Raw genomic sequence first — 26187 nt, 5'->3', positions numbered from 1 at the left:
ACCCGGCCGGTGGGCCGGGTCGGTGTCCGGGGGTGGTTCAGGACAGGGCGGCCTCCGCCACGGCCAGGAAGGCGTCGTTCTCGGCCGGGGTGCCGATGGTGACCCGGACGCCGTCGCCGGGGAACGGCCGGACGATCACGCCGCGCGCCTCGCAGGCCCGGCCGAACTCCACGGCCCCCTCGCCCAGCGGCAGCCAGACGAAGTTGGCCTGGCTGGACGGCACGTCGGGGACGAACTTGCGCAGCGCCGCGGTGACCCGGTCCCGTTCCGCCACGACCAGCGCGCAGCGGCGTTCGACCTCGTCGGCCTGGGCGAGCGCGGCCAGCGCCCCCGCCTGCGCCGCCGTGCTGGTGGAGAACGGGGTGACCACCTTGCGGACCGCGGCGGCGACCTCCGGGGCACCGACCAGCCAGCCGATCCGCAACCCGGCCAGGCCCCACGCCTTGGACAGGGTGCGCAGCACCACCACGTTGGGCCGGTCGAGATACGTCAGCCCGTCGGGCACCTGCGGGTCGGTGACGAACTCCCGGTACGCCTCGTCGATGACGACGAGCACGTCGTCGCCGACGGCGTCGAGGAAGCGGTCCAGCTCCGGCCCGCGTACGGCCGTGCCGGTGGGGTTGTTGGGGTTGCAGACCAGCACCATCCGGGTCCGGTCGGTCACCGCCGCGGCCATCGCCGCCAGGTCGTGCCCGTGGCCGGCGTCGTTGGGCACCCGCACGCTGCTCGCGCCGCTGGTCGCCGCGATGATCGGGTACGCCTCGAACGAGCGCCACGAGTAGAGCAGTTCGTCGCCGGGCAGGCAGGTGGCCCGGACCAGGTGCTCGGCCAGCGCCACCGACCCGCAGCCGGTGGCGATCCGGTCCGGGTCCACGCCGTACCGCTCGGCGAGCGCGGTGCGCAGCGCCACCACGCCCATGTCGGGGTAGCGGTGCGACCCGGTGACCGCCTCGGTGACCGCCTCGACCACCCCGGGCAGCGGCCCGTACGGCACCTCGTTGCTGGCCAGCTTGATCGCCTCGGCCAGGCCCAGCTCGCGGGCCAGGTCGGCCGGGCTGCGGCCGGGCACGTAGTTCGGCAGGGCGTCCAGGTCGGCGCGGGTCAGTCGCAGCGGGGGCTGGTGGCGTCCGGTGTCGGTCATGGGGTGTCTCCCGGGGGCTCGGGGTCGGTGCGGTCGGTGGCGGTGTCGTCGGTGGGGGCGTCCGGGTGGTCGGCGCGCGGCACCCGCACCACGACCGTCTGGGCCCGCTTGTCGTGCAGCGCCTGCCGCAGCGGGTGGTCGAACAGCGCGGAGACCGCGTCGACGAACTGGAGCAGCAGGCCGAAGCCGCAGCAGAACCAGAGCAGGGTGGGCATGCCCATGGTGCTCCACCGCCGGGTGGCCCGGCCGAAGCCGAGCGGCTGGTCGGCGTCGACGGGGACCGCCCGGATGCGCAGCAGCCGCTTGCCCAGGGTCTGCCCGCCGGAGGCCATCGTCGGCACCTCGTAGGCGAACCAGAGCGCGGTCGCGATGACCAGGATGGCGATCTGGAGGCCGCCGGCCTGCTCACCGATGGCGGGCAGCCCCTCCCGCGAGGAGTCGCCGGCCATCGCCCGCCGGACTGCCTCGCGCAGGTAGGGCGCGGTCTCCTCGAAGTACCGCCAGACGAACCAGCCGTTGACCACCGCGTTGAGCCCGAGGACGACCCCGAAGTCGACCAGCCGGGCGAGCAGCCGGGCACCGTAGCCGGCCAGCGGCACCCCGTGCGGCCGTGGTTCCGGCGGACGCCCCGGCCAGGTCGGGTACGGCCACCCGGGCGGCGGCCCGCCGGGCTGGCCTGCTCCCGGCTGTCCCGCCCACGGCTGTCCGGTCCAGGGCTGCCCCGGCGCCCCGGGCTGGCCTGCGCCCGGCTGTCCCGCCCACGGCTGTCCGGTGCCGGGCTGGCCGGCGCCGGGTTGCCCGGTCCAGGGCTGGCCCGCCCAGGGTGGGCCCGGCGCGGCCGGCGTGCCGGGAGCGGCCGACGGGTGCTGGTCGGAGGACGGGGCGGCTCCGGCGGGGGAGGTCGGGGCGGGCGGCTCGGCGGCGGGCTCCGGCTCGGGCGGGGGCGGGCCGTCGGGTGGGGTGGCGTCGACCGGGATCGGGGCACCGATCCAGCCCTCGCCGTCCCACCACCGTCGGGTGGTCGGCTCGGCCGGGTCGACGTACCAACCTGGTTGCACGCTCACGGTCTCGGCCTGCGCTGTCCGGTGCGGTCGCTCTGCTCGCTCACCCGGCAACCTTAACGACGATGGTGCCGGCGAACTTGTCGTGGAGGCACTGCTGCCACGGCTTGTCCCAGAGCTGCCACAGCCCGTCGAGGTAGCTGAAGACGGGAATGACCGCCCCGCCGATCTGGTAGGCGGCCCACCGCTTGGCCGCGGCCGTACGGGTCAGCGTGGCGGCCGGGTCGAGCGGCACCACCTGGATCTTCATCACCCGCTTGCCGATGGTCTGCCCGGTCTTGAACATCATCTCGACCTGGTAGACGTAGCTCAGGGCGAACGCCACCACGAAGATCACGCCCTGCAACACCAGCATCGGAATCAGGAAGTTGGTGAACGGGTCGGAGGTGGCCCGGCCGTCGGCCGTGGTGGTCAGGTCGGGCAGGACCATCTGGAAGAAGACGATGAAGGCCGGCACGATGAAGACCATGCTGGCCGCGATGAGCACCGCCCCGTCGATGAGCAGGGCGAGCAGCCGGTCACCGAAGCTGGCCAGCGGCAGCCCACGCGGCGACATCCCGGGCGGCGGCATGCCGGGTGCCGGCGGCGGGTACCCGGGCATCCCGGCGTACGGGCCGGGTCGCGGGTAGCCGCCGGGCGGGGCGGCGTAGGGGCCGGGTTGCGGCGGCACGGCGTACCCCTGGGGGTGTGGGCCGGCGGGCGGGGCGAAGCCGCCGGCGGCGGGCCCGGGCCCACCGGCCGGCGGTGTCGGGTAGCTCGGAGGTTGCGTCACGCGAGACAGTGTTACAAATTGCCGCGCGCTTCCTGCTCACGCTCGATGGCTTCGAACAGCGCCTTGAAGTTGCCCTTGCCGAAACCGAGCGAGCCGTGCCGCTCGATCAGCTCGAAGAAGACCGTCGGCCGGTCCTGCACCGGCTTGGTGAAGATCTGGAGCAGGTAGCCGTCCTCGTCCCGGTCGACCAGGATCTTGCGGGACTTCAGCTCCTCGATCGGTACCCGCACGTTGCCGATCCGGGCCCGCAGCTCGGGGTCGTCGTAGTACGAGTCGGGGGTGTCGAGGAACTCGACGCCGGCCGCCCGCATCGCGTCGACGCTGGCCAGGATGTCGTTGGTGGCGACCGCGATGTGTTGCGCGCCGGGGCCCTGGTAGAACTCCAGGTACTCGTCGATCTGCGACTTCTTGCGGGCCACCGCCGGCTCGTTGAGCGGGAACTTCACCTTCCGGGTGCCGCTGGCGACGACCTTGCTCATCAGCGCCGAGTAGTCGGTGGCGATGTCGTCGCCGATGAACTCGGCCATGTTGGAGAAGCCCATCACCCGCTTGTAGAACTCCACCCACTCGTCCATCCGGCCCAGCTCCACGTTGCCGACCACGTGGTCGACGGCCTGGAAGAAGCGCTTCGGCTGGAGGCCGGCGGCGATCATCGGCTGCCGGTCGACGATCGGGCCCCGGGCCACGAAGCCGGGCAGGAACGGGCCGCTGTAGCGGGACCTGTCGACCAGGCTGTGCCGGGTGTCGCCGTACGCGGCGATGGCGGCCATCCGGACGGTGCCGTACGCGTCGGTCACGTCGTGCGGCTCGACCAGGCCGGTAGCGCCCTGGGCCAGCGCGTGCGCGTACGCGGCGTCGACGTCAGGCACCTCCAGCGCGATGTCACTGACCCCGTCGGAGTGCTTCGCGACGTGGTCGGCGCCGGCCGCGTCGGGGCGGACCGCGCCGGTCAGCACGAACCGGGCCGAGCCGCTGGTCAGCACGTACTCGGCGTGGTCGCGGTAGCCCTGCTCCGGCCCCCGGTAGGCCACGCAGGTCATGCCGAACGCGGTGGAGTAGTAGTGCGCGGCCTGCTTGGCGTTGCCCACCAGGAAGTGCACGTGGTCGAGGCCCTTGACCGGGAACGGGTCACGGGTGATGTCGTGGTCGACTGCGCCGACGAGCGTGTCGACGTCGATGTCCTCGGTCGACTGGGGTCGGTCGATCGCCTGGGTCACGGTGGCCTCCCTCGGTTGCGGCCGGCGTCGTGGGCCGGTGGTCCGTCAGCTCTTGCAGGCAGCATCGCGGTGGGCCCGTCCGCTGGGCAACACTCACGTTTTCCCCTGGTCAGGTTGTGCAATCGGTAGGGTGTCCAGCCATGAACGCTGGACAGGGTGTACAGCTCGACGAGCTGGACGGCAGGCTGGTCCAACTCCTCGCCGACGAACCCCGGATCGGGGTGCTGGAATGCTCCCGCCGGCTCGGGGTGGCCCGGGGCACCGTGCAGGCCCGGCTGGACAAGCTGGTCGACCGGGGGGTGATCGGCGGGTTCGGGCCGGAGATCCGCCCGGCGGCGATCGGGTTCACGGTGACCAGCTTCGTCACCCTGGAGATCAGCCAGCGGCACGGCCACGACACGGTCACCGCCCACCTGGCGGCGATCCCGGAGGTGTTGGAGGCGCACACCATCACCGGGGCGAGCGACCTGCTCTGCCGGATCGTGGCGCGTTCCAACACCGACCTGCAACGGGTGATCGACCAGATCGTCTCGTCCGACGCGATCCGCCGGGCCTCCACGATCATCGCGCTCGCCGAGCAGATCCCGTACCGCACGCTGCCGTTGCTGCGGTCGGCCGCCGGGTCGTGATCAACGCAATTGGGCCGATATAGCGGTATCCGAAGGCGCTGTTGGCGCTATTCCGGCGATGTTGTGATGCGTCCGATCTGCCCGACGGGTAGGCCGCCCGCCGGGGAGAAAGCGGGGCGACACTCCGGCGCGGGGGCGGGGCGGGGAGGTGATCGTCGCTACGGTGTCCGGTGTGAAGGGCCTTGGCGGGGTGCGGGGAGGGCTGCTGCTCGGGCTCGTCATCGTGATCGCGCTCGCCGTCACCGGGGTGTGGAACCCGTTCCCCGGGGTGTGGGACTGGGTCGACCGCAGCGAGCCGATCTCCGAACCGGACGTGTCGTGGCAGCAGCGGGTCGGCGGCACCCCGAAGAGCGTCACGATCGTCGGCGACACCGTCGTGGTCGAGCAACGTACCCGCACGGAGGTGCGCAGCCTCGCCACCGGCGCGCCACTGTGGGAACGCAAGGCTGACTGGTCGGCGGTGGCCGGCGGCGACCGCGACGCCGTCGTCGCCGTCGGCAAGCTCCTGGTCAAGGGGTACGAGCTGCTCGACCCCACCACCGGGGCGGTACGGCGACGCGACGGCGACGCGGTGGCCGTCTGGACGTACCGGAACATGCTGCTGGACGCCCGGTGCGTGGCCGCCACCGACTGCACGCTCAGCGCCTGGGACCCGCGCGGCACCAGCCCACTGTGGACGGCCTTCCTGCCCGGCGTCAGCAGCGGGCTCTTCGCCGACAACCCGGGCCTGCTCGGCACCCGGCGGCTCACCGCGCAGCGGATCGACGAGGGGGTGGCCGGGCCGGAGGCGGCCCCGCCGCTGCTCGGCTTCCCGGTCGACGGCCGGGTGCACGTGGTGGACACCGCCACCGGCCGGGTGGTGCAGGACGTCGAGCCGGGCCAGGACGAGCGGCTGTCGGTGGTCGGCGGCCGGATGCTCAAGATCCGCGCGGTGTCGGTCGACGGCAGCTGCCAGTACGCCGTCTCGGCGCGCGACCCGGCCACCGGGCAGGAGGTGTGGCGGCGCAGCGGGTTCAACCTGCGCACCGCCGACAGCGCCGGATGCGCCCAGCGGGAGGACCCGCAGGGGGCGCGCAGCGTGCTGATCGGGGTGGCCCCCGACGGGCGGGAGGCCGTCCTCGACGGGTACGACGGCCGGCTGCTGCTGGTGGACGCCGAGGGCGAGAAACTGCTCGCCGTCGACGACCGGTACGCCCTGGTCCGTAGCGCCGACAAGGACTCGGTGGTCGCCCGGGAGCTGGGCACCGGCAAGGCCCGCTGGACCCGGCCGGCCGGCGCGAAGGCGGGCGCGGCGCTCACCCCGTACGCGGCGGTGCTGACCGGGGACAAGCCGAACCGGCTGGTCGCCGTGGACCCGCGTACCGGTAAGGAACTGGTGGTGTTGCGGACCAGCGCCAACGCGCTCGCCGTCGGGCCCAACGGGATGGTCGTCGGCGAGGGGCGGGAGATCGGGTACGTCCGGTTCGGGGCGGGGGCCGGTGCGCCGCCACCCGCCGCGCCCCCGGCCGGTTCGGACGGCGGTGCCGGTCCCGGCCCGGGGCGGACCGGCGGCGCGCCGGACCCCGAGGACAGTTGCGGTCCCAAACGGGAACTCTGCGCCAACGGCAACGGGTGAGAGCGGCGTCCCACGACCCACCCGGCGGGTGTCACCGATCGCCCGGTCTGCCCTAGGCTTTTCCGTCATGAGCAGTGCCGCCGCGTTCTCGTACGCCCCCTTGCTGCCGACCGGTCCGGATCAGACCGAATACCGCCTGGTCACCGACGAGGGCGTCGACGTCGTCCACGGCCCGGGGGGCCGCCGTTTCCTGACCGTGGAGCCGGCCGCGCTGACCGCGCTGACCGCCGAGGCGATGCACGACATCGCCCACTATCTGCGCCCGGCGCACCTGGCCCAGCTCCGGTCGATCATCGACGATCCGGCGGCCTCGCCGAACGACCGGTTCGTCGCGCTGGACCTGCTGCGCAACGCCAACATCGCCGCCGGTGGCGTGCTGCCGATGTGCCAGGACACCGGCACCGCCATCGTGATGGGCAAGCGCGGCCGGCACGTGCTCACCGACGGCTCCGACGCCGAGGCGATCTCGCGTGGCGTCTACCAGGCGTACACGCGGCTGAACCTGCGGTACTCGCAGCTCGCCCCGCTGACCATGTGGGACGAGCGGAACACCGGCAGCAACCTGCCCGCCCAGGTGGAGCTGTACGCCGAGGACCCGGACGGGCACCCCGACGCGTACAAGTTCCTGTTCATGGCCAAGGGGGGCGGCTCGGCCAACAAGTCGTACCTCTACCAGGAGACCAAGGCGCTGCTCAACCCGACGCGGATGATGCAGTTCCTGGAGGAGAAGCTGCGGCTGATCGGCACCTCGGCGTGCCCGCCGTACCACCTGGCGATCGTCATCGGCGGCACCTCCGCCGAGTACGCCCTCAAGACCGCCAAGTACGCCTCCGCGAAGTACCTCGACGCGCTGCCCACCTCCGGCTCGATGACCGCGCACGGCTTCCGGGACCTGGAGCTGGAGGCCGAGGTGCTGGAGCTGACCCGCAACTTCGGCATCGGCGCACAGTTCGGCGGCCGGTACTTCTGCCACGACGTGCGGGTGGTCCGGCTGCCCCGGCACGGGGCGTCCTGCCCGGTGGCGATCGCCGTGTCCTGCTCGGCCGACCGGCAGGCGGTCGCCAAGATCACCCCGTCCGGGGTGTGGCTGGAGCGCCTGGAGACCGACCCGGCGCGCTACCTGCCGGACGTCACCGACGAGACCCTCGACGCCTCCGAGGTGGTGCGCGTCGACCTCAACCGGCCGATGGACGAGATCCGGGCCGAGCTGTCGAAGTACCCGGTGAAGACCCGGCTGTCGCTGACCGGCCCGCTGGTCGTCGCCCGGGACATCGCCCACGCCAAGATCGCCGAGCGGCTCGACGCCGGTGAGCCCATGCCGCAGTACCTGCGCGACCACGCCGTCTACTACGCCGGCCCGGCCAAGACCCCCGAGGGGTACGCCTCCGGCTCGTTCGGCCCGACCACCGCCGGCCGGATGGACGCGTACGTGGCGAAGTTCCAGGCGGCCGGCGGCTCCCAGGTGATGCTGGCCAAGGGCAACCGGTCCGCCCAGGTGACCCGCTCCTGCCAGCAGCACGGCGGGTTCTACCTCGGCTCGATCGGCGGCCCGGCGGCCCGGCTCGCCCAGGACTGCATCAAGCACGTCGAGGTGCTCGAATACGCCGAGCTGGGCATGGAGGCGGTCTGGAGGATCGAGGTGGAGGACTTCCCCGCCTTCATCGTCGTCGACGACAAGGGCAACGACTTCTTCGCCGAGGTCACCAAGCCGGTGCTGACGGTCGGCCGCCGCTGACCGTTCCGTAAGCCACGAAGGGGGCACCGGGTGCGGCCCGGTGCCCCCTTCGACGTACTACCCGTCGGGTCAGCTCGGATCGATGAAGATGTTGTAGTACGCCGGGCCGGACGCCACCCCCGTCGCCGTGCGGCTGCGCACCGTCAGGCTGTGGCCGTACGGTGAGTCCGCCGCCCAGTTCACCCGGGCCGTGCCGTCCGCGCCCGCCGCCACGGTGACCTCCGCGCCGCCGTCGAACGAGTAGACGAACTCCGTGGTGCCCGGAAGCTGGGCGGTGAACACGAACTCGCCGGTCTGCCCGACCACGGCACCGCCCTGCCAGCCGAACACCTCGGAGGTGACCAGCGGGCTCTGCGGGTCGACCCGGAACGAGTAGTACTGTGCGTCCGTGGTCGTCCCGGCGGCCGTGCGCGCCCACACCCGCAGTTCCACCCAGCCGCCGTACTCGTTGTCGTACGTGGCCGGCGTCCATTCGATGCTGGCGGTGCCGTCCGCGTTCGCCGCCACCGTCCGCTCCGACTCGCCCCGGAACTGGTAGACGTACGAGGTGACCCCGGTCACCGAGGGGTGTGGGGCGAAGGCGAAGGTGCCCGGCACGCCCGGACCGCCCCCGGCCGTGTTGCGCGGGTACACCCCGGACGACACGGTCGGTGCGACCGAGGCCGGGTAGAACGCCAGGCTGACCTGCTCCGACTCCACCCCGGTGCCGGTCCGGCTGAACACCTCGATCGTGTGGTACCCCGCGTCGGCCGGGGTGTAGGTGATCGTCGCGCTGCCGTCCGCTCCCGCGGCGACGGTCTGCGGGTCGCCATAGTCGAACGCGTAGACGTACTCGGTGACGCCGGTCATCGCCGGGGTGAACGTGAAGCTGCCCTCGGTGCCGGCCGCCGTGCCGGGAGACCCGTCGAACGGCCAGTCCGCCGAGGTGACGAACGGGGCGGTACGCACGGAGAACGTGTAACCGGCGTCGCCGGAGAGCACCCCGTCGCGGGTACGGCTACGCACGTGCACCGTGTTGCGTACCACCGTCGGCGTGACCGTCACCGTGGCCACCCCGGCGGCGTCCGCCGTCGCGGTCCGCTCCGCACCGTCGTTGAGCGACCACACGTACTCCACCACGTCCGTCATGTTCGGCGAGAAGGTGAGATCGCGCGGCTGGCCGAGCCAGCCATCACGGTTACCATCGGTTACCGTCGGTGCGGTGTTGCGCACGGTGAACTCGTACCGGGTCTGCGACGAACGATTGCCCGTGCGGTCCACGGCCTGCACGTTGAGCCAGTCCGGGCCGAACCGCTCGGGGGCGTAGCTGACCGTCGCAGTGCCACCGGGGCCGGCGGCGACATACGTGCTGGGACCGGAACGGCCGTACCAGAATCCGGCGACGTCGTCGGCGGCGCTGGTGAAGGTGAACTCGCCGGCGATCCCCGGGCCGCCGTGGCCGGGGTAGCCCGGGCTGGCAGGGTAGTCGATGGAGGCCACGGTGGGCGCAGGCGGACGGACCGTATCCACGGTGAACCGGCACTCCCGTGACCAGCCGGAGGCGGCGTGCTCGTCGGCGGCACGGACCGCGAAGGCGTAGGTTCCGCCGTTGACCAGCAGGCCACTCGGCATCGTGTACTGCACCCTGGCCGGGGCGTACGAGGCGGAGGAGGTCCATTCGGTCCGCTCGGCGGGCCGGTCGACCGGCCACCAGGCGAAGGTGGCCCGCACCTGGTCCCCGGCGTACGGCGGCACGGTGTCCGGGTCGGTCACCTCGGCGGTGAGGACCGGAGTGGTGGTGCCGACCAGCAGTCCGTCGGCACAGGCCAGGCCCGCGACGCTCAGCCCGCCCGGCACGTCGGGCGCGGCGTTGGCCTCCAGCGAAACACCGGGCTTGTTCATCCGTCGCCCGAAGTGCTTGTTGGCCTCGTGGTGACCGACGATCCGGGCCATCAGGGTGAGCGAGTCGCGCCCGTCGGCGACCGCCTGCCGGAACACGTCGGTGACGCCCAGCTCCAGGTAGCTGGCCGGGCAGGGCGCGGTGGGGCCGACGTCGCCGACCTTCTCCCGGACGACTGGCGCGGTGTTCCAGGTGGGCGCGGCCGTCGGGGTGTCGGTGCGCCACAGCTCCAGCTCGCGCGGCTTCGTGCAGTCGACGACCGAGGACTCCCCGGTGACGACCTAGGCGACGATGATCTCCTTGCCCCGGTACGGGGTGAGATCGAAGGTGAAGTAGGCGCGCGAGGTGTGCTTCACCCCGTCGGCCTGCCACGTGCCGACGGGAACGTCGGCGGCGGTGGTGGGGAAAGCGAGGGTGGGCTGCCGAGCGTCGGTGTAGCTGACGCTGGTGGGCAGGACGTAGCGGGTCACGCCGGCGGTTGCCGGCGTGGCGGTGACGGCCGGCAGCCCGGTCCCGGCGAGCAGGCCGACGAGGCCCGTGGTGAGGAATCGGCGCGGTACGCGCCGCAGGTACCCGGAACGGGCACCGGTGGAACCCCCGTTGAACGGCAACGTGAACCCTTCGGTCGACGACTGATTATTCCATGATCTTAATTGCGTCACTGGATTCGTGCCTTCGCCTTTCGGCCCCTTCCCGCGTCCTGAAGTGCCGAACTCCGCCGGTCGTGCTCTCCACGCTCCGGGACCGGCCCGCCGAGGCGGGTTCCCGGCCTGCTCTCGTCCCGTCTGCTTTCTCCGGAGCATCCCTGCGGGTGGCCGCCGGGCGGGGCAGGATGGGACGGGTGACGACTCCAGAGGCAGCGGGCTACCGGATCGAACGTGACTCGATGGGCGAGGTGGAGGTGCCCGCCGAGGCGTTGTGGCGGGCGCAGACCCAGCGCGCGGTGCAGAACTTCCCAATCTCCGGCCGGGGCATCGAGCCGGCCCAGATCAAGGCGCTGGCCCAGATCAAGGGGGCCGCCGCCCTGGTCAACGGCGAGCTGGGGGTGATCGGCGCGGACGTCGCCGGGGCGATCGCCACCGCCGCCGCGCACGTGGCCGACGGCGGGTACGACGACCAGTTCCCCATCGACGTGTTCCAGACCGGCTCGGGCACCTCGTCGAACATGAACACCAACGAGGTGATCGCCACCCTGGCCACCCGGGAGCTGGGCCGCGACGTGCACCCGAACGACGACGTGAACGCCTCGCAGTCCAGCAACGACGTCTTCCCGTCCTCGATCCACCTGGCCGCCACCCAGTTCGTGGTGGAGGACCTGCTGCCGTCGCTGCGCCACCTGGCGGAGGCGTTGGAGGCGAAGGCGGCCGAGTTCGAGACGGTCGTCAAGGCGGGGCGTACCCACCTGATGGACGCCACCCCGGTCACCCTGGGGCAGGAGTTCGGCGGGTACGCCGCGCAGGTCCGCTACGGCGTCGAGCGGTTGGAGTCGGCGCTGCCCCGGCTGGCCGAGCTGCCGTTGGGCGGCACCGCCGTGGGCACCGGCATCAACACCCCGCTGGGCTTCGCCGCCAAGGTGATCGAGAAGCTGCGCGCCTCGACCGGGCTGCCGTTGACCGAGGCCCGTAACCACTTCGAGGCGCAGGGGGCGCGGGACGCGTTGGTCGAGACGTCCGGCCAGTTGCGTACCGTCGCGGTCGGGCTCTACAAGATCGCCAACGACGTACGCTGGATGGGGTCCGGCCCCCGGGCGGGCCTGCGGGAGTTGCGCATCCCCGACCTCCAGCCCGGCTCGTCGATCATGCCGGGCAAGGTGAACCCGGTGGTCGCCGAGGCGATGCGGCAGGTCTGCGCGCAGGTGATCGGCAACGACGCGGCGGTCGCGTTCGCCGGCAGCCAGGGCGACTTCGAGCTGAACGTGATGCTCCCGGTGATGGGCCGCAACCTGCTCGAATCGATCAAGTTGCTCTCCGCGTCCAGCCGGCTCTTCGCCGACCGGTTGGTGGCCGGCCTGGTCGCGGACGCCGAGGTCTGCCTGGCGTACGCGGAGGGGTCGCCGTCGATCGTCACCCCGCTCAACCGCCACCTCGGGTACGACGAGGCCGCCTCGATCGCCAAGGAGGCGCTGGCGAAGCAGGTCTCCATCCGCGAGGTGGTGATCTCCCGGGGGCACGTCGACTCCGGCAAACTCACCGAGACCCAGCTCGACGAGGCCCTCGACCTGCTCCGGATGACCCACCCCTGACCGGGGTCCCGCCCCTGCTTGACCCCGTTCCTGCTTGATCGACTCCTGTGGGCCGATGTAGCGGTGTCAGGCGGATTTGATAGCGCTACATCGGCCCCCGCGAGTGGATCATGGCTCGGTCGGTGGGCGGGTGCGGGGGACCCAGGCGAGAAAACGGGCGAAGAGGGCCGCCGGGTCGGGGCCGGTGTCGGGATAGAGGCGGTACAGGTCGGCGGCGGCGTCGTGCAGCACCGTGCAGAGGTAGATGTTGAGCGCGACCCGGTCGTGGGCGTACTCGGAGACGAGGGTGAGTCGGGCGGTCCCACAGGGCCACGGCGCGGCGCACACCCGGCACAGCCAGAGTGGGCGCAGCGGCAGGTGGGGGCGCGGATGCGCCGGCCCCGGCCCGCCCCGGCCGACCGGGTCGGGTGGTCCAGGTGGTCCACCGGTGCGGCGCGGCCCGTCCGGACCGGCCGCCGCGCTCACCGGCGTCCCCGGTTGGCGCGCCATTCCTGAGCGAGCGTGAGCCAACCGACCCGCCCCACCCGGGGAAACGAGATGGTGATGTCCTCCCACCCGGGCGGGCCCGACCCGGTACCCGGGGGTACCTCCGCTCCCGTGTCCGGGGCCGGATGGGCGTCCGGTCCGCGGGCCGGGTAGGGGGCCGGGTGGGCGTCCGGTCCGCGGGCCGGGTAGGGGGCCGGGTGGGCGTCCGGTCCGCGGGCCGGGTAGGGGGCCGGGTGGGCGTCCGGTCCGCTGGCCGGGTAGGGGACCGGGTGGGCGTCCGGTCCGGTGGTCGGGGACGCGGCCGGACAAGCACCCGGTCCGCTGGTCGGGGTCGGGGTCGGGTGGGTGACTGGGCCGGCGGGCGGGGGAGCGGGCCGGCGGGGTGGAGCCGCTTCGGGGAGCCGGGCGGGTCGGAATCTGCGGGCAAGCCGGTGTCGCCAGGTGAGCCGGGGCATCGCGTCGCCTCCATGGTGGGTCGGCTGGTCGTCTCCCCCGGCGGTGGGACCGCCGGCCGGGGAGCGGGCCGTCCCACCGCGACACCGGTCCGCCCGGAGGGAGAGCGGTCGATGTCGCACTTCACAGTCTGCTGATGAAACCACTACCGTGTGAAGGGTTGTTGTCGGCTTCCGGTCTTGTCCTGTGTCAGCGGCGTCCCTGGTCGGCGTGGTGTCGGAGTCGATCGTCGACGCGGTGGGGGGCGGCTGGAGATGACGGACGGGCGGATGACGGCGGCGGCCTTCCTCGTCGCCGAGCTGCGGCGGGCCCGGACCCGGCGGGGCTGGAGCCAGGACGACCTCGCCAAGGCGGTCAACTACTCGGCGTCGATGGTCAGCGCGATCGAACTGGGCCAGCAGCCGCCCACCGTCAAGTACCTCGAACTGGTCGACAAGGCCCTCGACACCGGCGGCATCTTCAGCCGGATGCTCAGCCAGCTGGTCGCGCTCGACCGGGCCAGGGTGTGGCAACTCGGCTGGCGGGCGCTAATCGAGCAGGCGCGCGCGGTCCGCTGGTACGAGCCGCTGTACGTGCCCGGTCTCTTCCAGACGGAGGCGTATGCCCGTGCCGTCTTCGAGGCCGGCGCGCTGCTCGACGGGCCCGAGGTGGAGCGGCGGCTGACCGACCGGCTGGAGACCCACGCGGTGCTGTACCGCGACCAGCCGCCGCAGGTGGTCGCGATCCTCGACGAGGCCGCCCTGCGCCGGCAGGTCGGCAACCGGAAGGTGATGGGTGAGCAGGTCGCGCACCTCGCGCGGGTGGCGACGGAGCATCCCCGGGTCCGGTTGCACCTGGTGCCGGGCACGGCAGGGGAGTACCCGGGACTCGCCGGGGGTTTCGTGCTGGCGACCCTGCCCGACGGCATGGAGTTGGGGTGTGTCGGCGGGCAGGTCCGCACCCAGGAGTTCACCGAGCCCGACGTACTGGCCCGGATGCGGAGGTCTGGGAGTCGACCCTCGGTGAGGCGTTGCCCCCGGCGGAGTCCATCGAGTTGATGCGGGAGGTGGCGGAGTCGTGGAACTGACCGGCGCGGCGGATCGCGCCGTTCCCGGGTCGACCGGCCGGGTCTGGCGCAAGAGCACCCGCAGCAGCCAGAACCACGACTGTGTCGAGGTGGCGACGAATCTGGTCGGGGTGGTCGGGGTGCGGGACAGCAAGGACCCGGCGGGCCCGGTGCTCACCTTCCCGGCGTACTCGTGGCGGGTCTTCGTGGCCGCGCCGCCGCGCTGACAGGACCGGCTCGCGGCGGACGGTCGCCGCAGGTCCGGTCGCCGGGATAACCGGTCGACCGGGTGGCTCGCGGGCGGCATGATCCGGATCGTGACGGGCGCAGACGGGGTGTTGCTGACGACGGCACGGCTGCGGCTGCGCCGCTTCACCGGCGACGACGTGCCGCGACTGGTCGAGCTGGACAGCGACCCGGAGGTGATGCGGTTCCTCACCGGCGGTCGACCCACCCCGCCCGCCACCGTGCGGGACGAGCATCTGCCCCGGATTCTCGCCGGTTACGACCGCTACCCGGGGCTGGGCCGGTGGGCGGCCGAGGACGCCGTCGACGGTGCCTTCCTGGGCTGGTTCGCGCTCGATCCGTCCGACGACGGCACCGGGCCGGAGCTGGGGTACCGGCTGCGCCGCGCGGCCTGGGGGCGGGGCCTGGCCACCGAGGGCGCCCGCGCGCTGGTCGACCACGCCTTCACCATCCCGGACGTACGCCGGGTGTGGGCGCAGACGATGGCGGTGAACGTACGGTCGCGGGCGGTGTTGGCGAAGGCCGGACTGCGGTACGTCCGCACCTTCCACCTCGACTGGCCCGACCCGATCGCCGGAACGGAGCACGGCGAGGTGGAGTACGAGCTGCTCAGGGTCGACCACCTGCCGCCTTGCGGGCCCGGTAGGCGCTGACCGCGACCCGGTTGCCGCAACCCGCCTCGCAGAACCGGCGGGACCGGTTCTTGGACAGGTCGACCAGCACGTTGGCGCACTCGGGGTGGGCGCAGTGCCGCAGCCGACCCAGCTCGTCACCCCGGACCAGGTCGGCGACGGCCATCGCCGCCTCGACGGCCATCCGGGTGGCCAGCGGGGCGTCCCGGGGCACCGCGTGCACGTGGTACGGCTCGTCGTCGTGCCGGATGAGCTGCGGCAGTGCCCGGGACTCGCGGAGCAGGTCGTTGACCACGGTGACGACGGTGTCCGGGTCGTCGTCCCAGAGCCGGCGCAGCCGGGGGCGCAGCGCGCGGACGGCACGCAGCTCGGCTTCGGTGTGCTCGTGTCGGCCGGTCCACTGGTTGGCGGTGACGAAACGGTCCAGCGCGGCGATGTCGGGCAGCCCTTCGCCGTCCCGGTTGTCGGTGTTGACCAGGGCGGCGGCGGCGATCAACCCGCACTCCGTGTCATGGGCGAAAAGCAACTTGACCCCTGTCGTCGTCGACGGCTAGCGTCATCGGCGTAATCCTACTTTGCTGATGTCACGTCGGAGGAGTCCCGATGCCGCACCGATCTCCCGCCGGCACCGGGCTGGCACTCGCCCTGCTCTCCGCCGTCACGTTCGCCACCTCCGGCACCTTCGCCCGGTCGCTCATCGACGCCGGCTGGTCGGCCGAGGCCGTCGTGGTCGCCCGGGTCGGCCTGGCCGCCCTGGTGCTGGCCGTCCCCGCCGTGCTCGCGCTGCGCGGCCGGGCCGGGGTGCTGCGGCGCAACCTCGGCCCGGTCACCGTCTTCGGCCTGCTCGGCGTCGCCACCGCCCAGGCGTGCTTCTTCAACGCCGTCCGCTACCTGCCGGTCGGGGTCGCCCTGCTGCTGGAATACCTCGGCATCATCCTCGTGGTCGGCTGGCTGTGGCTGGTGCACGGGCAGCGCCCCCGCCGGCTCACCGTCGCCGGTTCCCTGGCAGCCCTGGTCGGGCTCGTCCTGGTGCTCGACCTGACCGGTACCGGCCGGCTCGATCCGCTCGGGGTGCTCTGGGGCCTCGGCGCGGCCGTCGGGCTGGCCGGCTACTTCGTCCTCGCCGCCCGGGTCGACGCCGACCTCCCCTCGGTCACCATGGCCAGTGGTGGGATGGCCGTCGGCGCGGCCGTGCTCGCCCTGCTCGGCCTGGTCGGGGTGCTGCCGCTGCGGGCCACCTTCGGCGTGGTCGACTTCGCCGGGCAGCGCACCAGCTGGCTCGTCCCGATCGTGGGGCTGTCGCTGGTGGCCGCCGTGGTGGCGTACCTGACCGGGATCGCCGCGACGCGCCTGCTCGGCGCCCGGCTGTCGTCGTTCGTCGGGCTGACGGAGGTGATGTTCGCGGTGCTCATCGCCTGGCTGGTGCTCGGCGAGCTACCGGTGCCGGTGCAGCTCGCCGGGGGCGCGCTGATCGTCGCCGGGGTGGCGCTGGTCCGCCTCGACGAGTTGCGCGCGGGCCGCACCGAACAGGCGGCGGCCCGGACGGACGAGCCGGCACTGACCTGAGCCGCCCCACTGATCGCCGCTCGGCGTGACCGGGCGACGCCCTGCCCGGCGCTGCCGTGGCCGGGGGCGCCCTGCCCGGCGCGGGCGGGTGGCGGCCTGCTCGGCGTGGGCGGGTGGCGCCCTGCCCGGCGTGGGCGGGTGGTGGCCTGCTCGGCGTGGCCGGGTGCGACGAACGTGAGAGGGTGTCGGACATGCTCAGCGTGGTGGTGTTCGACGCCGACGAGACCCTGATCGACCTGCGCCCGGCGGTCACCGGGGCCCTGGTGGCCGTACTGGAGGAGATGCGTCGACAGACGCCGGTGGCGGCGGGGGTGACCTTCGCCGAGGTGGAGTCCGACTGGCAGGCGGTGTTCGGGTCGATGACCGCCGCGCCGGTGATGGAGATCCGCCGGGCCGCGCTGGCCCGGTCCCTCGACCGGGCCGGGCTGGTGGGTCAGCTCGACGAGTTCGCCGAACTCTTCTTCGCCCGCCGGTACGAGCTCAGCCACCCGTATCCCGACACCGTGCCGGCGCTGGCCGCGTTGCGCGCCGACTTCACCCTCGGTTACGCCACCAACGGCAACAGCCGCGCCGAACGCTGCGGCCTGCCCGGGCAGTTCGCCTTCGAGTTGTACGCCCACGAGGGCGGCCTGCCCAAGAAGCCCGACCCGGCGTTCTACGCCGCAGTCGTCGCCGCCGCCGGGGTGCCGGCGGAACGGATCGCGTACGTCGGCGACTCGATCGCCCACGACGTGCTGGGCCCCCAGCAGGCCGGGATGCGCGGCATCTGGCTCAACCGGCCCGGACTCCCCCTCCCCGAAGGGGTACGCCCCGACGCCGAGGTGCGCGTGCTCACCGATCTGCCGGCGGCGCTACGCAGCCTGCAACCGACGAATGCCTGATGCGGGACGAATTCGGATTTGTATCTGGCGGAATCGTCGCCGGTGCTATGGGATGGCTGCCACGTCCCTCAACGAGAGGATCTGATGTGGTGAGCAAGCGCTTCACCGCCGGAGCCGTCGCGACCGCGGCGGCCCTGGCACTTACGGTGACCGGCCTGACCGTCCCGGCGAACGCCGGGCCGACCACCAGCCGGACGTTCACCGTGGTGGCCGAGGACGGCGTTTCGGCGGACGCGGCGATCGCCGCGATCCGTGCCGCCGGTGGCACCGTCGTGTCCCGTACGGACGACGTCGGTCTCTACCAGGTCACCAGCGACCGGGCCGACTTCGCCGGCCGGGTCACCGCCGCTTCCGCGCTGGTCGGTGCGGCCGAGCAGCGGGCCATCGGCCGCAAGCCCAAGCTGGACCGGGTCGCGCAGGAGAACCTGCTGACCGAGACCAGGAAGGCGGCCAAGGCGGCGGCCAACGCCAAGGGCAAGAAGCTGGACCCGCTCGACGACAAGCTCTGGGGCCTCACCATGATCGGGGCCGACAAGGCCCGCAAGGTCATGCCGGGCGACAAGCGGGTCACCGTCGGCATCCTGGACACCGGCGTCGACGCCAGCCAGCCCGATCTCGCGCCCAACTTCAACTGGGCGCTGTCGCGCAACTTCGCCCCGGACATCGCCGAGGTCGACGGCCCGTGCGAGGTGCCGAGCTGCCTCGACCCGGTCGGCACCGACGACGGCGGGCACGGCACCCACGTCGCCGGCACCATCGGTGCCGCCGCCAACGGCTTCGGCCTGTCCGGCGTGGCCCCGAACGTCTCGCTGGTGGAGCTCAAGGGCGGCCAGGACTCCGGGTACTTCTTCCTCAACCCGGTCGTCAACGCCCTGGTGCACGCCGGCAAGTCCGGCCTCGACGTGGTGAACATGTCGTTCTACGTCGACCCGTGGCTCTACAACTGCACCGCCAACCCGGCTGACTCGCCCGAGTCGCAGGCCGAGCAGCGGGCCGTCATCAAGGCGATGAAGCGGGCCCTGAACTTCGCCCACAACAAGGGCGTCACCCTGGTCGGCTCGCTCGGCAACAACCACGAGGACCTCGGCGCGCCCCGCACCGACGTGTCCAGCCCGGACTACGGCGCCGACCCGTACCCGCGCCCGATCGACAACGAGAGCTGCTGGGACTTCCCGGTGGAGGGCCCGCACGTGATCGGCGTGTCCGCCATCGGCCCGTCCGGCAAGAAGGCCGACTACTCCAACTACGGCACCGAGCAGATCTCGGTCGCCGCACCGGGTGGCTGGTTCCGCGACGGCTTCGGCACCGACACCTACCGGACCGACGCCAACATGATCCTCTCGACGTACCCGAAGAAGGTGCTCCAGGAGGAGGGGTCGGTCGACGAGAACGGCAACGTCGTGCCGGGCTTCGAGAACTCGGTGTTCAAGCAGTGCACCACCGCCGGGGAGTGTGGCTACTACACCTACCTCCAGGGCACGTCGATGGCGTCGCCGCACGTCAGCGGGGTCGCCGCGCTGATCGTCAGCAAGTGGGGCAAGAAGGAGGGTAAGGACGGCTACGGCCTGGCACCGGCCAAGGTGGAGCAGCACCTCTACCGGACCGCCACCGAGCACGCCTGCCCGGAGCCGCGTCTGCAGAGCTACGCCAACGAGGGCCGGTCGACCGAGTTCGACGCGTACTGCGCCGGGTCGCTGAACTTCAACGGCTTCTACGGGTACGGCATCGTGGACGCCAACGCGGCGGTCCGCAGCCCGCTCAAGCCGAACGTCAACCCCTGACGCCACGGCCCTGGGAGAGGCCCGGACGACCCCGGTCGTCCGGGCCTCTCCGTATCCGGACTCTTCTGCTTCTGCGGCGACGGGGTCGATTCTGCGGCGACGGGGCCGATGTTGCGGTGTCGGGGTGAGGGGATAACGCAACACCGGCCCAAGGGGGCGGATCATCGGCGCCAGCCGCGTTGGGTGAGGACCATGCGTACCTCGCCGGCCACGGCGGGGAAGTCGTCCCTCAGCCGGCGACTGGTCACGTGCAGAACGGTCCAGCCGGCGGCGATCAGGTGGTTGAGCCGGCGACGGTCCCGGTGCAGTTGCTCGGGATCGCTGTGCCAGCGCCCGTCGTACTCCACCGCGACCCGGAACTCCGGCCAGGCGAGATCGGGGTGCAGCACCAGCCCCGACGGCAGCCGTACGGGATGCTGCGCGACCGGCCGGGGCAGGCCGGCCAGCACGAGTCGTACCCGTAGGTGCGACTCGGGCGGTGACTGCGCGGCCGGATCGGACAGCTCGAAGACCCGGCGGGCCCGCACCCCACCCCGTCGGTCGGCGAAGCGCGTGGCGATCTCGGCGAGGGCGGCCGGGCTGGTCAGCCCCCTGCCGAGCAGCGAGTCGACGATGCCGACCGCCCGGACCGGGTCCAGCCAGGCCGCCGTCTCCCAGGCGGCGAGCGCGGGGGACGACCGGGGTAGGACGGGCGGTGCCGGACAAGGGCCGGCCGCCGGGGTGAGAGCGTCCGTCAGTGTCGCCGTGGTGAGCGGGACGGGCCCGGCCGCCCCGAGGCCCGGCCTGTTCCGGGTCGCCGGCCCGTCCCTCCCGCCCGCGAGCACCGCCGGTGCGGTGGGCAGGGGCGGTCGGGGATGAGCGGCCGGCCCGCCGGGGGCGGCAACGCTGTGCACCCGGATACCGCCCGGGGAACCCGGCCACCCGCCAGCCGCGCCCGGCCATCCACCAGCCGCGCCCGGCCATCCGCTAGCCGCGCCCGGCCATCCACCAGCCGCGCCCGGCCACCCGCCAGCCGTGCCCGGCCATCCACCAGCCGCGTCGGGCCATCCACCAGCCGCGTCGCGTCGGGCCCCGCCCGCGTCGGGCCGGATGCCGCTGGTGACGGTGCGACGGGCGGCACTGCGGGAGGCGGACGTGGCCGCCCCCTGGGAGCCGACCCGGGTCGCCCGGGGGACGAGCACGTGCACCTCGTCACCGAAGCCGGCGGCGTGCTCGATCCCGTGCAGGTACGCCGCCGACGGACCGGCGATGAGCGTGCCAGCGGGCATCCGGAGGAGGGCGGCGCGGCAGGTCAGGGCGTGGTCGCGGGCGAGACGGGCATCGGCGTACACGTCGTGGCCGAGCCGGAGCCAGGACGCCCCGCGCAGCTGGTGGCGGGTGAGCAGGCCCTGGCGGATCGCGTCGGAGCCCCGGAAAACCTGCCCGACGAGGGCTGCCGGGCGATGAGGTCGAGGTGGCATGACCTCAGCGTCGGACCTCCCGGCCGCTCGCCGAAACCCCTGTGGACAACCGCCCCTGCCCGTGGACCCACCCCCTGTGGACAAACCCCCACCGCACGACACAGCGTGGTAATGCACGGTTCCCGCACCGTCGATGCGCCCCGATCCTCTCCCGCCTGCTTCCGCCCCTCGGTCTCCACGCCCTCACCCGCGAGGACAGCCGAGGGGGAGAGCGCGTGATCGACTCATGTGGGTCGAAGTTGTGGGGTGGAGGCTGGCGGATACCGCTGTTTCGGCCCGGATGAGTCGATCATCCCCGGGCCAGGGCCCGGGCCGGGCCAGGTCAGGGCGGGCCAGGCCAGGTCAGGGCGGGTCAGGGCGGGGACGGTCAGGATAGGGCGGTGGCGATCGTCCGGGCGGCGGTGGTGACCTGCGGGCCGACCGTGTCGACCGGCAGCGGGGCCAGCGAGATCACCCCGACGCTCGCCTCCAGGCCGGGCACCCCGAGCACCGGCGCGGCCACCCCGTACGCCCCGGCCTGGAGTTCCCCGGCGGTGCTCACCGGGCCCGCGTGGCCGGCCCGCCCGGCGAGGACGGCCCGCCCGGCGGCCCCGCGTTCCAGCGGATGCCGGGCCCCCGGCCGGTACGCCACGTGGAACGACGTCCAGCTCGGCTCGACCACGGCCAGGGCTACCCCCTCGCCGCCCTCCACCACGGTCAGGTGCGCGGTCGCCCCGGTCTGCTCGGCGAGCCGCCGCAGCGCCGGCAGGGCCCCCTCGGCCAGCAGCGGCTGGGCCCGTCGGGCCAGGTGCAGCACGCCGACGCCGAGGCGCAGCCGGCCGTCGCCGCCCCGGCGCAGCATCCCGTGCCCGGTCAGCGCGCCGACCAGCCGGTACACGGCGGCCCGGCCGATGCCGAGCCGGTGGGCGGCCTCGGTGACGGTCAACCCGGCCGACGCGTCGGCCACCAGGTGCAGCAGGCGTAGGCCCCGGTCCAGGGTCTGCGCCGTCTCGCCCCCGGCGGGAACCTGAAGGCCCGGCCCGCCACCCGCAGGCACGCGCGGTCCGGGCCCGCCACCGGCAGCCGGGAGTTGGCCGGCGTCGCCGAAGGCAGGTGACCGGTGGTCCGGCCCGCCACCCGCAGGCACGCGCGGGTCGGTCCCGCCACCGGCAGGCATGCGGCGGCCGGGGTCGTCACCTGCCGGCACCTGGTCGCCCGGTTCGTCGGGGGCCGCCGTCGTCTCCACAGCAGGCAGCGTACGACCCGGCTCGGGCCGACCCGGGGAAGCACGGACAGCTACCCTGGTACGGTGACGCTACGCCTGTATGACACCGCCGCCCGATCGGTGCGGGACTTCGTTCCGCGGCAAGCCGGCAAGGTGGGGGTCTACCTGTGTGGTCTCACCCTCCAGGCGCCGCCGCACATCGGCCATCTTCGCTCGGGCGTCAACTACGACGTGTTGCGGCGTTGGCTGTCGGCCGCCGGCTTCGAGGTCACCTTCATCCGCAACGTGACCGACATCGACGACAAGATCCTCGTCAAGGCGCAGGAGCAGAGCCGCCCGTTCTGGTCCATCGCGTACGCCAACGAGCTGGTCCTGGCCCGCTCGTACCAGGCGTTGAACGTGCTGCCGCCGACGTACGAGCCGCGGGCGACCGGGCACATCCCGGAGATGCACGAGCTGATCGCCCGGCTGATCGAGACCGGTCACGCCTACCCGGCCACCGACGGGTCCGGCGACGTGTACTTCGACGTGTCCTCCTGGCCGGCGTACGGTTCGCTGTCCGGCCAGTCGCCCGACGACATGCAGTCCGCCGGGGACGCCCCGGAGCGCGGCAAACGGGACCCCCGGGACTTCGCGCTGTGGAAGGGCGTCAAGCCGGACGAGCCGGCCGACGCCTACTGGCCCTCCCCGTGGGGCCGGGGTCGTCCCGGCTGGCACATCGAGTGCTCGGCGATGTGCCTGCGGTACCTCGGCGCGGAGTTCGACATCCACGGCGGCGGGCTCGACCTGACCTTCCCGCACCACGAGAACGAGATCGCCCAGTCGCAGGCCGCCGGGCTGCCCTTCGCCCGCTGGTGGGTGCACCACGGGCTGCTCAGCATCGGCGGGGCCAAGATGGGCAAGTCGCTCGGTAACGCCCTCGCCCTCGACTACGTCGACTCGCTCGGGGTGCGCCCGGTGGAGCTGCGCTACTACTACGCGGCGGCGCACTACCGGTCCCGGATCGACTACTCGGAGGACGCGCTGCGCGAGGCCGCGGTGGCGTACCGGCGGATCGAGGGGTTCGTCCAGCGGGCCGTGGAACGGGTCGGCGCGGGGCACCTCGGTGAGCTGCCCGCCGGGTTCGTGGCCGCGATGAACGACGACCTGAACACCTCGGCCGCGCTCGCCGTCCTCCAGGCGACCCTGCGGGACGGCAACACCGCGCTGGCCGAGGGCGACGATGTGACGGTCCGCACCACCCTCGCCGCCACCCGGGCGATGCTGGATATCCTCGGCGTCGACCCCCTCGACCCGGCCTGGACCGGTGGCGGTCGCGCCGACGACCTGCGGGGCGTGGTGGACTCCCTGGTCGCACTGGCCCTGGAGCAGCGCGCGCAGGCCCGCAGCCGCAAGGACTGGGCCGCCGCGGACGCCGTACGCGACCAGCTCAAGCAGTCCGGCGTGGTGGTCGAGGACACCCCGCAGGGCCCCCGTTGGACTATTGGAGAGCAGGACTGATGGCCGGCAACTCGCAGCGCCGTGGCCGGCGACTGACGTCGAAGGCAGGTGCCCCCAAGGGCTCCGGCGGCAAGAACAAGGACTCCCTCGCGGGGCGGGGCAAGACACTGCCCGCCGACGAGCGTCCCTGGCACAAGGCGTACTCGGGGACCGAGAAGCTGCCCCAGCGCACCGCCTGGAAGCAGGACAAGGAGCGCCGGGCGGCGGCCGAGGAGGGTCGCGCTCCCAAGATCGGCCAGCCGGGCACCAAGGACACCACCTGGGGCAGGGGCACCCGGGGCGTGGCCCCCGTCCGGGCCGGCGGTGGTGGTCGGTCCGGCGCGGGCGGCCGGGGTGGCGCGGGCGCGGGCCGCAGCGGTCCCCGGGTCGCGCCGGGGCGCAAGTCCAACCCGTCGCGGGACAGCCCGGAGCTGCTGGTGGGCCGCAACCCGGTGCTGGAGTCGCTGCGCGCCCAGGTGCCGGCGACCGCGCTCTACACCGCGCTGGGCATCGACGCCGACGACCGGGTCAACGAGATCACCCGTACGGCCGCCGATCGGGGCATCGCCATCCTGGAGATCAGCCGGGCCGAACTGGACCGGATGACCGGCGGTGTGCTGCACCAGGGGGTCGGCCTCCAGGTGCCGCCGTTCGCCTACGAACTCTTCGAGGACCTGCTGGCGGCCTCCCTGGAGCAGCCCGCGCCGCTGCTGGTCGCGCTGGACGGGGTCACCGACCCGCGTAACCTGGGCGCGGTGATCCGGTCCGCCGCCGCGTTCGGCGCCCAGGGCGTGTTCGTACCGGAGCGGCGGGCCGCCGGGATCACCGCGACCGCCTGGCGGACCAGTGCCGGCGCGGCGGCGCGGGTGCCGGTCGCGCAGGTGACCAACCTGACCCGGTCGCTGAAGGCGTGTCAGGACGCCGGCTTCATGGTGGTCGGCCTGGACGCCGACGGCGACACCGACCTGTACGACCTGGAGGCCGCCGTCGGCCCGCTGGTCGTGGTGGTCGGCTCCGAGGGGCGCGGGCTGTCCCGGCTGGTCGGGGAGACGTGTGACCTGACCGTCAGCATCCCGATGATCTCCGACGTGGAGTCGTTGAACGCCAGCGTCGCCGCCGCCGTCACCCTCGCCGAGGTGGCCCGCCGCCGCGCTGCGGAAGGCTGATCCGGCGCGGGCACCCGCGACCGGGACGACGACACGACGAAAGGGGCGGCCCGCCGAAGCGGACCGCCCCTTTCGTCGTGCGATGGATCAGATGCGGTGACCGGTGGCCGCGTTGAAGACGTGGCTGCGGCCGGCGCGCGGCTTGACGAACACGGTGTCACCCATGTTCGGCATGTTCCGCCGGTCGGTGCGGACCACGAAACGCTCCTCGTGGCCCTCCAGCGCGGCGTGGCCGTAGACGTTGGCGTCCGAACCGAGGTCCTCGACCAGCTCGACCACGACCGGCATGCCGCCCTCGGTGGGGCTGACCAGGTCGCAGTCCTCCGGGCGGAAACCGACGGTGACCCGGTTGTCGCCGCCCTCGCTGCGGGCCGCCTCGACCTGCTCGCGGGTCAGCGGGATGTGCATCTCGGCGAAGGCCGCACCCCGCTCGTTCAGCGGAACGGTCTTGATGTTCATGGCAGGGGAGCCCATGAAGCCGGCGACGAACACGTTGGCCGGGGTGTCGTAGAGCGCCCGCGGGGTGTCCACCTGCTGCAGGACGCCGTCGAGCATGACCGCCACCCGGTGGCCCATGGTCATGGCCTCGACCTGGTCGTGGGTGACGTAGACCGTGGTGATGCCCAGCTTGGCCTGGAGCGAGGCGATCTGGGTACGGGTCTGCACGCGGAGCTTGGCGTCGAGGTTCGACAGCGGCTCGTCCATGAGGAAGACCTGCGGCTCGCGGACGATCGCCCGGCCCATCGCGACCCGCTGGCGCTGACCACCGGAGAGCGCCTTCGGCTTGCGGCTGAGGTACTCCTCCAGCTGGAGCAGGCCGGCCGCCTCCTTGACCCGCCGGTCGATCTCGGCCTTCGGGGTCTTGCGCAGCTTGAGGGCGAACGCCATGTTCTCGTACACCGACATGTGCGGGTAGAGGGCGTAGTTCTGGAAGACCATCGCGATGTCGCGGGCCTTCGGCGGGAGGTGGGTGACGTCCCGCTCGTCGATGTAGATCGCGCCGTCGTCGACGTCCTCCAGGCCGGCGAGCATCCGCAGGCTGGTGGACTTGCCGCAACCCGACGGGCCGACCAGGACGAGGAACTCCCCGTCGCCGATCTGGAGGTCGAGCTGGTTGACGGCGGGGCGTTCGGTGCCCGGGTAGATCCGGGACGCCTTCGCGTAGGTGACCGTAGCCATGGTGGTGCGCTTCCTTTCACCGGCAGGAACGTGCCGGACGATCCGAGTGAAGGAGCTGTCGGCACCCACGGTGCCGACCCGCGGACCCCGTCCGGGGTCAGCCTTCGCCGGCCCCGGGTGTCATCCGTGTCACTGCACGGTAAACGGGATTTCCAGCTGTGCCAAGACGGGATACACCGAGTGGGACGGACGGCATACGCATTTCGGTCAGGCGGGCACGGCCGGGCATCAATCCCCTCGCCTGACGGGGTCCCGGCGCGTCGATTCGTCGGTGGCGCGGGCACAAGATTGACGTTTTCCATGCTCGGGGACCCTGCC

The 26187-nt window shown here is 72.8% G+C and carries 22 protein-coding genes and 1 pseudogene; 12 read left to right on the top strand and 11 right to left on the bottom strand.

All coding sequences use genetic code 11. The annotated features are described in order from the left end of the window. Positions 1-37: 37 nt before the first annotated feature. The 4 genes from hisC to hppD are packed head-to-tail and all read right to left on the bottom strand — an operon-like array spanning position 38 to position 4191. On the bottom strand, positions 38-1141 hold the full coding sequence (hisC, locus tag ACN261_RS06615; RefSeq protein ID WP_421484435.1) for a histidinol-phosphate transaminase: 1104 nt from the start codon (positions 1139-1141) through the stop codon (positions 38-40). Further along, complete coding sequence (locus ACN261_RS06610) at positions 1138-2205, bottom strand: RDD family protein (protein WP_421484434.1); 1068 nt, start codon at positions 2203-2205, stop codon at positions 1138-1140. The genes hisC and ACN261_RS06610 overlap by 4 nt, the downstream gene beginning before the upstream one ends. A 40-nt stretch (positions 2206-2245) precedes the next feature. Further along, positions 2246-2974 carry an RDD family protein gene (locus tag ACN261_RS06605; RefSeq protein WP_421484433.1) on the bottom strand — a complete coding sequence of 243 codons (729 nt, stop codon included), beginning with the start codon at positions 2972-2974 and terminating at the stop codon, positions 2246-2248. An 11-nt stretch (positions 2975-2985) separates the two neighbouring features. After that, positions 2986-4191 carry a 4-hydroxyphenylpyruvate dioxygenase gene (hppD, locus tag ACN261_RS06600; protein WP_425848953.1) on the bottom strand — a complete coding sequence of 402 codons (1206 nt, stop codon included), beginning with the start codon at positions 4189-4191 and terminating at the stop codon, positions 2986-2988. A gap of 140 nt (positions 4192-4331) precedes the next feature. Between hppD and ACN261_RS06595 the strand changes: the two genes are divergently transcribed. The 3 genes from ACN261_RS06595 (at position 4332) to ACN261_RS06585 (ending at position 8170) form a co-directional block, all read left to right on the top strand. Further along, entirely contained in the window at positions 4332-4820 is a 489-nt protein-coding gene (locus ACN261_RS06595) for an Lrp/AsnC family transcriptional regulator (RefSeq protein ID WP_421484431.1), read from the top strand. A 163-nt stretch (positions 4821-4983) separates the two neighbouring features. Next, positions 4984-6435 carry a PQQ-binding-like beta-propeller repeat protein gene (locus ACN261_RS06590; protein ID WP_425848950.1) on the top strand — a complete coding sequence of 484 codons (1452 nt, stop codon included), beginning with the start codon at positions 4984-4986 and terminating at the stop codon, positions 6433-6435. Positions 6436-6502: 67 nt separating this feature from the next. Then, positions 6503-8170, top strand: coding sequence for a fumarate hydratase (locus tag ACN261_RS06585; RefSeq protein ID WP_425848948.1), 1668 nt, complete (start codon positions 6503-6505; stop codon positions 8168-8170). 69 nt (positions 8171-8239) lie between these two features. Here ACN261_RS06585 and ACN261_RS06580 read toward each other — a convergent pair whose 3' ends face one another. Beyond that, positions 8240-10147, bottom strand: a complete 1908-nt coding sequence (locus ACN261_RS06580) for a hypothetical protein (RefSeq protein WP_425848947.1) — start codon at positions 10145-10147, stop codon at positions 8240-8242. Between the two features lie 183 nt (positions 10148-10330). Further along, positions 10331-10660: a hypothetical protein gene (locus ACN261_RS06575; protein ID WP_425848945.1), complete on the bottom strand. Its 330-nt coding sequence runs from the start codon at positions 10658-10660 to the stop codon at positions 10331-10333. A 230-nt stretch (positions 10661-10890) separates the two neighbouring features. Here ACN261_RS06575 and ACN261_RS06570 point away from each other — a divergent pair, with 230 nt between their 5' ends. Then, on the top strand, positions 10891-12291 hold the full coding sequence (locus tag ACN261_RS06570) for a class II fumarate hydratase (RefSeq protein WP_425848943.1): 1401 nt from the start codon (positions 10891-10893) through the stop codon (positions 12289-12291). Positions 12292-12399: 108 nt separating this feature from the next. Here ACN261_RS06570 and ACN261_RS06565 read toward each other — a convergent pair whose 3' ends face one another. Next, positions 12400-12648, bottom strand: a complete 249-nt coding sequence (locus ACN261_RS06565; RefSeq protein ID WP_363651081.1) for a hypothetical protein — start codon at positions 12646-12648, stop codon at positions 12400-12402. Between the two features lie 836 nt (positions 12649-13484). On the opposite strand from ACN261_RS06565, the pseudogene ACN261_RS06560 reads away from it, so the two are divergent. The 3 genes and pseudogenes from ACN261_RS06560 to ACN261_RS06550 all read left to right on the top strand — a co-directional run bounded on the left by ACN261_RS06560 (position 13485) and on the right by ACN261_RS06550 (position 15174). After that, positions 13485-14296, top strand: a pseudogene (locus ACN261_RS06560) (helix-turn-helix domain-containing protein). Next, a complete protein-coding gene (locus ACN261_RS06555; protein ID WP_421486938.1) occupies positions 14293-14502 on the top strand; it encodes a DUF397 domain-containing protein in 210 nt (69 codons plus the stop codon). Before ACN261_RS06560 ends, ACN261_RS06555 begins: the two are co-directional and overlap by 4 nt. 90 nt (positions 14503-14592) lie before the next feature. Then, positions 14593-15174, top strand: a complete 582-nt coding sequence (locus tag ACN261_RS06550) for a GNAT family N-acetyltransferase (RefSeq protein ID WP_421484424.1) — start codon at positions 14593-14595, stop codon at positions 15172-15174. Here the strand turns inward: ACN261_RS06550 and ACN261_RS06545 are convergent. Further along, complete coding sequence (locus ACN261_RS06545; RefSeq protein WP_421484423.1) at positions 15131-15679, bottom strand: CGNR zinc finger domain-containing protein; 549 nt, start codon at positions 15677-15679, stop codon at positions 15131-15133. The two genes, ACN261_RS06550 and ACN261_RS06545, sit on opposite strands and share 44 nt — an antisense overlap. 77 nt (positions 15680-15756) lie before the next feature. Here ACN261_RS06545 and ACN261_RS06540 point away from each other — a divergent pair, with 77 nt between their 5' ends. The 3 genes from ACN261_RS06540 to ACN261_RS06530 all read left to right on the top strand — a co-directional run bounded on the left by ACN261_RS06540 (position 15757) and on the right by ACN261_RS06530 (position 19381). Beyond that, a complete protein-coding gene (locus tag ACN261_RS06540; protein WP_421484422.1) occupies positions 15757-16719 on the top strand; it encodes an EamA family transporter in 963 nt (320 codons plus the stop codon). 191 nt (positions 16720-16910) lie between these two features. After that, positions 16911-17600, top strand: coding sequence for an HAD family hydrolase (locus ACN261_RS06535; protein ID WP_425848939.1), 690 nt, complete (start codon positions 16911-16913; stop codon positions 17598-17600). Between the two features lie 89 nt (positions 17601-17689). Then, on the top strand, positions 17690-19381 hold the full coding sequence (locus tag ACN261_RS06530) for a S8 family serine peptidase (protein ID WP_363650595.1): 1692 nt from the start codon (positions 17690-17692) through the stop codon (positions 19379-19381). A 161-nt stretch (positions 19382-19542) separates the two neighbouring features. Here the strand turns inward: ACN261_RS06530 and ACN261_RS06525 are convergent, their stop codons facing one another. Next, complete coding sequence (locus ACN261_RS06525; RefSeq protein ID WP_425848936.1) at positions 19543-20841, bottom strand: hypothetical protein; 1299 nt, start codon at positions 20839-20841, stop codon at positions 19543-19545. A gap of 367 nt (positions 20842-21208) precedes the next feature. Then, positions 21209-21877 carry an IclR family transcriptional regulator gene (locus ACN261_RS06520; protein WP_420119378.1) on the bottom strand — a complete coding sequence of 223 codons (669 nt, stop codon included), beginning with the start codon at positions 21875-21877 and terminating at the stop codon, positions 21209-21211. 252 nt (positions 21878-22129) lie between these two features. Here ACN261_RS06520 and cysS point away from each other — a divergent pair, with 252 nt between their 5' ends. Both cysS and rlmB read left to right on the top strand, forming a co-directional pair. Continuing rightward, entirely contained in the window at positions 22130-23545 is a 1416-nt protein-coding gene (gene cysS / locus ACN261_RS06515; RefSeq protein ID WP_425848933.1) for a cysteine--tRNA ligase, read from the top strand. Next, complete coding sequence (gene rlmB / locus ACN261_RS06510) at positions 23545-24690, top strand: 23S rRNA (guanosine(2251)-2'-O)-methyltransferase RlmB (protein WP_421484417.1); 1146 nt, start codon at positions 23545-23547, stop codon at positions 24688-24690. The genes cysS and rlmB overlap by 1 nt, the downstream gene beginning before the upstream one ends. A gap of 87 nt (positions 24691-24777) precedes the next feature. On the opposite strand, the gene ACN261_RS06505 is transcribed toward rlmB, so the two are convergent. After that, entirely contained in the window at positions 24778-25869 is a 1092-nt protein-coding gene (locus ACN261_RS06505) for an ABC transporter ATP-binding protein (protein ID WP_204924671.1), read from the bottom strand. Between the last annotated feature and the right edge of the window lie 318 nt (positions 25870-26187).

It is taken from the genome of Micromonospora sp. WMMD723 (genome assembly GCF_049863385.1).
GTDB lineage: Bacteria > Actinomycetota > Actinomycetes > Mycobacteriales > Micromonosporaceae > Micromonospora > Micromonospora wenchangensis.
Note: the sequence above shows the minus strand (reverse complement) of the source record. Positions and strands in the feature narration are given on the sequence as shown.

What these genes read in the sequence shown, in the direction of transcription:
- rlmB (WP_421484417.1), top strand. Translation starts at nt 23,545, where the DNA reads ATGGCCGGCAACTCGCAGCGCCGTGGCCGGCGACTGACGTCGAAGGCA.
- ACN261_RS06535 (WP_425848939.1), top strand. Translation starts at nt 16,911, where the DNA reads ATGCTCAGCGTGGTGGTGTTCGACGCCGACGAGACCCTGATCGACCTG.
- ACN261_RS06505 (WP_204924671.1), bottom strand. Translation starts at nt 25,869, where the DNA reads ATGGCTACGGTCACCTACGCGAAGGCGTCCCGGATCTACCCGGGCACC.
- ACN261_RS06595 (WP_421484431.1), top strand. Translation starts at nt 4,332, where the DNA reads ATGAACGCTGGACAGGGTGTACAGCTCGACGAGCTGGACGGCAGGCTG.
- ACN261_RS06525 (WP_425848936.1), bottom strand. Translation starts at nt 20,841, where the DNA reads ATGCCACCTCGACCTCATCGCCCGGCAGCCCTCGTCGGGCAGGTTTTC.
- hisC (WP_421484435.1), bottom strand. Translation starts at nt 1,141, where the DNA reads ATGACCGACACCGGACGCCACCAGCCCCCGCTGCGACTGACCCGCGCC.
- ACN261_RS06585 (WP_425848948.1), top strand. Translation starts at nt 6,503, where the DNA reads ATGAGCAGTGCCGCCGCGTTCTCGTACGCCCCCTTGCTGCCGACCGGT.
- ACN261_RS06540 (WP_421484422.1), top strand. Translation starts at nt 15,757, where the DNA reads ATGCCGCACCGATCTCCCGCCGGCACCGGGCTGGCACTCGCCCTGCTC.